The 6,410-nt window shown below is 42.4% G+C and carries 4 protein-coding genes; 3 read left to right on the top strand and 1 reads right to left on the bottom strand.

From position 1 onward, the window contains the following. Positions 1 to 39: 39 nt before the first annotated feature. On the bottom strand, positions 40 to 765 hold the full coding sequence (gene trmD, locus IQ237_RS18270; RefSeq protein WP_194057670.1) for a tRNA (guanosine(37)-N1)-methyltransferase TrmD: 726 nt from the start codon (positions 763 to 765) through the stop codon (positions 40 to 42). Positions 766 to 1,481: 716 nt separating this feature from the next. Here trmD and IQ237_RS18265 point away from each other — a divergent pair. From IQ237_RS18265 to IQ237_RS18255, 3 genes are all read left to right on the top strand, one after another. Further along, entirely contained in the window at positions 1,482 to 2,345 is an 864-nt protein-coding gene (locus IQ237_RS18265; protein ID WP_194057667.1) for a cyanophycinase, read from the top strand. Positions 2,346 to 2,515: 170 nt separating this feature from the next. Then, positions 2,516 to 5,218, top strand: coding sequence for a cyanophycin synthetase (cphA, locus tag IQ237_RS18260; RefSeq protein WP_194057684.1), 2,703 nt, complete (start codon positions 2,516 to 2,518; stop codon positions 5,216 to 5,218). Between the two features lie 443 nt (positions 5,219 to 5,661). Further along, positions 5,662 to 6,243, top strand: coding sequence for a Uma2 family endonuclease (locus IQ237_RS18255; RefSeq protein ID WP_194057665.1), 582 nt, complete (start codon positions 5,662 to 5,664; stop codon positions 6,241 to 6,243). The last annotated feature ends 167 nt before the right edge of the window (positions 6,244 to 6,410 follow it).

Here is a 6,410-nt window from a genome sequence, read left to right as displayed (position 1 = left end):
GGGTTATTAATCTTCCCCTGCTTCCCCTGCTCCCCCTGCTTACCTTTCTCCCCCTGCTCCCTGCTCCCTGCTCCCCTGCCTCTCTTGTTGCCATTTTTCCAGTAAATCGGGACGACGGGAAGCGGTGCGTTGAATTTGTTGTTGAAAACGCCACTTGGCAATTTCCGCATGATTACCACTGAGTAGCACATTTGGGACTTTCCAACCACGAAAATTGGCAGGACGGGTATACTGGGGAAAATCTAATAAACCTTCCTCAAAACTTTCAGCCTTGAGAGATTCTACCTTACCCACCGTCCCTGGTAGTAAGCGCACAACGCCATTTAATAACGCCATAGCCGGAATTTCGCCACCGGTGAGGATAAAATCACCCAAAGACACTTCACGAGTGACTAAATTTAGCACTCTTTCATCTACCCCTTCATAATGTCCACAAATCACCACCAATTGGTCATAATTTGTTGCTAATTCTCGCAGCAGGGGCTGATTTATTGTTTCACCTTGGGGACTCATCAAAATTACCTCTCGACGCGGTAAAATCGGCAATGATTCCACAGCTGCAAAAATCGGTTCAGGCTTCATCAGCATCCCCACACCACCGCCGTAGGGTTCATCATCTACCTTACGATGTTTATCTGTGGTAAAATCCCTGGGATTAACCAGATGTACTTCAGCAATCTGCTTGGCCAGGGCTTTGCCCAAAAGACCAGAACCCAGAACTGAACTAAAACTATCAGGAAAAAGTGTAACTATATCAAAACGCACAATAATTCGTATTTAATGACACTAAGATGAGATTGGGACATTTAACGTAAATTACCAATGAGGCACAAGGCACAAGACAGAAGGCACAAGACAGAAGGCACAAGGCAGAACGTAAATATTTTTCCCCATCTTCCCATCTTTCTATCTTCCCATCTTTATCCCATTAAGAGTTCCTTTGAAGTCAGGAGGAGGTAATACTAGAGATAAACCGGAGCTATAGTATCTAAAAGTACCAGAATTCTTAGCTTTTTGGTGGGAGCAAAAGTTTTTCTAATTACTTAATTTATGTTTAAATATTGTCACAACTAAATTTAAATTAATAATCCCACCAAAGTTAACAACTTCCAGGATGTATCGAGCCAGCCTCAGAAAAAAGAGTGTCAAGACCTGCTTTCGCCCCCAAAACTAAAGGGTAAACCCAGCCTGAAAGCACTATTTTATTCTACCACTCTGGAATCAGCAGAAAGGTGAAAAACAAGGCACTGGTGATGAGGAACAGTAACGGACATGACAGAACTTAAACTTCATCTGCGTTTAAGGAAAAGTTGGAGAGTCAAATTTAGCAACTCTTAAACTGATCAAAAGTGTCCTCTTAAAAAAGCAAAGGGCGAAAAGAAACAGGCGACTAAACCTGATTAAATTCATAAGCCATTCGCCACAAGCCTGGGAAACCTTTAAAGGCGATGGTTCCTGAAGTTGTTGACCACAGAAACACAATGCAGCAATTAAAAGCTAAATCGCTGGAAATGAGGACACCCCAAGCAACTAAAACCGCCGTTCTAGTTATCGGAGGCGCAGAAGACAAAGTTCACGGACGCGAAATCTTGCGGACTTTTGTTGCTCGTGCTGGTGCTAGTAAGGCATATATTACAATTGTTCCATCTGCCTCCCGCGAACCAGCCATCATTGGTGGTCGGTATATTCGCATTTTTGAAGAAATGGGTGCGGAAAAGGTTGAGATTTTAGACATTCGTGAACGCGAACAATGCGAAAACTCTCAAATTCAGGCATCCTTAGAAGCTTGTACTGGGGTCTTTTTAACAGGGGGAGATCAATTGCGCCTCTGTGGAGTTCTGTCAGATACACCGGCAATGGATATTATCCGCCAGCGGGTGCGAGCAGGACAACTGACTTTAGCAGGAACGAGTGCGGGGGCAGCAGTCATGGGACATCACATGATTGCAGGTGGAGGTAGTGGGGAAACGCCCAATCGTTCCCTGGTTGATATGGCCACAGGTTTAGGATTTATTCCTGAAGTTATTGTCGATCAACACTTTCACAACCGCAATCGGATGGGAAGATTGATTAGTGCGATCGCTGCCCATCCAGATCGTCTTGGTATTGGCATTGATGAAGATACTTGTGCTGTGTTTGAACGTGATGGTTGGTTGCAAGTATTAGGTAAAGGTAGCGTCACAATTGTTGACCCTACAGAACTTACCCATACTAACGAACCCCATGTCAGTGCTAATGAACCATTGACTGTACATAATTTACGTCTACATATCCTCAGTTACGGAGATCGCTTCCATCTTTACCAACGTACTGTTTTACCCGCTGTGCATCGGATCTCCAGCTGACGGGATAGAGTATCTGAGGTTACACTGGTTGACCGCGCATTTATTTGTTGTTGCCAAAAAAATAGACAAATACTATCTAAAAAGAAAAAACTGTTTATAGTGAACAGTTTAGCGGTCAATTTCAGTAAGAAACTAGAATTTTGGTTCCGAATCTCCATCTACCTATTCCCATGAGAATCCTCAAGATCCAGACCTTACGCGGCCCAAACTATTGGAGCATTCGACGCCATAAACTAATCGTCATGCGCCTTGATTTGGAAAACCTTGCCGAAACACCCTCAAATCAAATCCCAGGCTTTTATGAAGGATTAGTTGAAGCCCTACCAAGTCTGGAGGGTCACTATTGTTCACCGGGCTGTCGTGGTGGTTTTCTGATGCGTGTACGAGAAGGCACCATGATGGGTCATATCGTAGAACACGTAGCTTTAGAACTCCAGGAACTAGCTGGAATGCATGTAGGTTTCGGCCGTACCCGTGAGACTGCCACTCCTGGAGTTTACCAGGTAGTGATTGAGTACCTGAATGAAGAAGCGGGACGTTATGCTGGACGTGCAGCAGTGCGGCTATGTCAAAGCATTGTTGACCGTGGTCGTTATCCTAAAGCCGAGTTAGAGCAGGATATTCAAGACCTCAAAGACTTTTGGCGTGATGCTTCCCTTGGTCCTTCAACTGAAGCAATAGTCAAAGAAGCAGAAAAAAGAGGTATTCCTTGGATGCCTCTAGCCGCCCGGTTTCTGATTCAACTAGGCTATGGTGTGAATCAAAAACGGATGCAGGCCACAATGACCGATAGCACAGGCATTCTCGGTGTAGAATTAGCTTGTGATAAAGAAGCCACTAAACGCATCCTCGCTACTAATGGTGTACCAGTACCCAGAGGTACGGTGATTAACTTCTTGGATGATTTGGAAGAAGCCATTGAATATGTTGGCGGTTATCCTATAGTCATCAAACCTCTAGATGGCAATCATGGACGTGGTATCACCATTGATATCAGAAATTGGGATGAAGCTGAAGCAGGCTATGACGCGGCTAGACAGGTTTCCCGTTCTATTATTGTGGAACGGTATTATGTTGGGCGTGACCATCGGGTGTTAGTGGTAGATGGTAAAGTTGTAGCTGTAGCGGAAAGAGTTCCCGCCCATGTAGTTGGTGATGGTAAATCCACTATTGCTGAATTGGTTGATGAAACAAATAAAGACCCGAATCGCGGTGAAGGTCATGATAATGTCCTGACTAAAATTGAGTTAGATCGTACCAGCTACCAGCTATTAGAAAGACAAGGTTACACCGTTAATAGTGTGCCTCCGAAGGGGCAAATTTGTTATCTGCGGGCAACGGCTAACCTGAGTACAGGTGGTATTGCTGTAGACCGTACCGACGAAATTCACCCGGAAAATGTCTGGTTAGCACAACGGGTAGTGAAAATTATCGGTTTGGATATTGCAGGTTTGGATGTCGTCACTACGGACATTAGCCGTCCGCTGAGAGAGATGGATGGTGTGATCGTGGAAGTTAACGCTGCCCCTGGTTTTCGGATGCACGTTGCTCCCAGCGTGGGTACTCCCCGCAATGTTGCCGGCGCAGTCATGGATATGCTGTTCCCCAACGAAAAACCGAGCCGTCTTCCTATCCTCAGTGTCACTGGTACTAATGGTAAAACTACTACAACTCGTTTGTTAGCACACATTTATAAGCAAACAGGTAAAGTTGTCGGCTATACCACAACAGATGGTACTTATATCGGTGATTTCTTGGTGGAAGCTGGAGACAACACTGGTCCCCAAAGCGCCCATGTGATCCTGCAAGATCCAACTGTGGAGGTGGCTGTATTAGAATCGGCACGGGGCGGTATTCTCCGTTCTGGGTTAGGTTTTGATGCGGCTAATGTGGGTGTGGTGTTAAATGTGGCTGCTGACCATTTAGGTATCGGTGATATTGATACCATTGAACAGTTAGCCAATCTGAAAAGTGTAGTTGCTGAAGCGGTGTTTCCTGATGGTTATGCAGTTCTCAACGCTGATGACACCAGAGTAGCAGCGATGGCAGAAAAAACAAAAGCCAATATTGCTTACTTCACCATGAATCCTGACTCGGAACTGGTGCGAAAGCACATCCAAAAGGGAGGAGTAGCGGCAGTATATGAAAATGGTTATCTGTCAATTGTTAAAGGCGATTGGACACATCGGATAGAAAGAGCAGAAAATATACCCTTAACAATGGGCGGAAAAGCGCCGTTTATGATTGCCAATGCTTTAGCAGCAAGTTTGGCAGCTTTTGTACAGAATGTGAGTATTGAACAAATTCGTTCTGGGTTGAGGACTTTCCGCGCTTCAGTGAGTCAAACACCAGGACGGATGAATTTGTTTAATTTGGGTAAATACCATGCTTTGGTAGATTATGCCCACAACCCTGCTAGTTATGAAGCTGTGGGATCTTTTGTTCGTAACTGGACAAGTGGACAGCGCATAGGTGTAGTCGGGGGACCGGGCGATCGCCGGGATGAAGATTTTGTCATTCTGGGTAAATTAGCAGCTGATATTTTTGACTACATCATTGTTAAGGAAGATGATGACACTAGAGGCAGACCACGGGGATCAGCCGCAGATTTGATTATTCAAGGCATTAATCAGGCTAAACCTAATTGCCGTTATGAATCAATTCTGGATGAAACTCAAGCCATTAATAAGGGTTTAGATATGGCTCCTGATGGTAGTCTAGTGGTAATTTTGCCGGAAAGTGTGAGTCGCGCTATTCGGTTAATTAAGGTGCGGGGTGTACAGGAAGAAATTCAGCCACAAAGCGCAAATACTACGATTAATGATTCCCAAAATGGGGTAGCACCTTCTTCCGTGGTTAATACCCTACTCTAATTTCCGGTAGGGATAATTTATGAATTGTCCCTACTGTTGATTTTTTTTGTGTTATTAGTTCGTTGGGTGGTCGGTTTTTTTGTCTGAATCAGGTGGTTATCAAGCGACTTGTACTGAGCGAAGTCGAAGTAAGTCGAGATAATGTCCAGGATTAAAGGATTTTCAGGATGAAAACGTAAATTTAATTATTAATTACCTAAGCTTAGATAACTAGCAACTTAGGTTATGTCAAATTATGATATACAGCAGATTTCATATAAATGAAGTACACCAGTAGCGGGCAAGATGCCCGCACCACAAGAGTTTTATGATTCATCTCTGTACCTCATAACACCGGGAAGTGCTGTAATAGTGTATTATAAATCTAAAATCTAAAATCTAAAATCTAAAATCTAAAATCTAAAATCTAAAATCTAAAATTCTTACACTTTGAGGTAAACATAATGAATACGACTAATTTACCTCCTAATCTCAAATTAAACATTAACTTAACAGATGAGCAATTTTTTCAACTTTGTCAAAATAATCGTGATTTAAGATTTGAACGCACAGGATCAGGAGAATTAATAATTATGCCACCTACAGGCAGCGAAACAGGAAATTGTAATTTTGATATTGCTGTAGAAGTAGGAATTTGGAATAAACAAACAAAATTAGGTAAAGGTTTTGATTCTTCTACAGGTTTTAAATTACCTAATGGCAAAGATATTTCTCCTGATGTTGCTTGGATCAAAAAAGAACGCTGGGATAGTTTAAACCCAGAACAAAAAAGTAAATTTGCTCCTATTGTTCCTGATTTTGTTATTGAATTACGTTCTCTGAGTGATAACCTAAAACCATTACAAGAAAAGATGCAAGAGTATATAGAAAATGGTGTGAAATTAGGTTGGTTAATTGATAGAAAACAACATAAAGTATTTATTTATCGTCCTGGGCAAGTTGTGGAAGAATTAGATAATCCAGCAATGTTAAATGGTGAGGATATTTTACCAGGATTTGTTTTAGATTTAAGAGAGATTTGGTAATTAATATTATTATAGCAATTATCATTGAAGTGAAATACAAGCTGTAATACTTAAACGCAGATAGACGCAGATAAACGCAGATGATTTTGTACTTCACTAGACTAGAAAAAGCTAGATACTAATTGAGTGAAATATAGCATTTCTCTGTTGAGTAAGTTACAATAAAC

It is taken from the genome of Sphaerospermopsis sp. LEGE 08334 (genome assembly GCF_015207205.1).
Lineage (GTDB): Bacteria > Cyanobacteriota > Cyanobacteriia > Cyanobacteriales > Nostocaceae > Sphaerospermopsis.
This window is presented reverse-complemented; position numbering and strand designations above follow the sequence as displayed.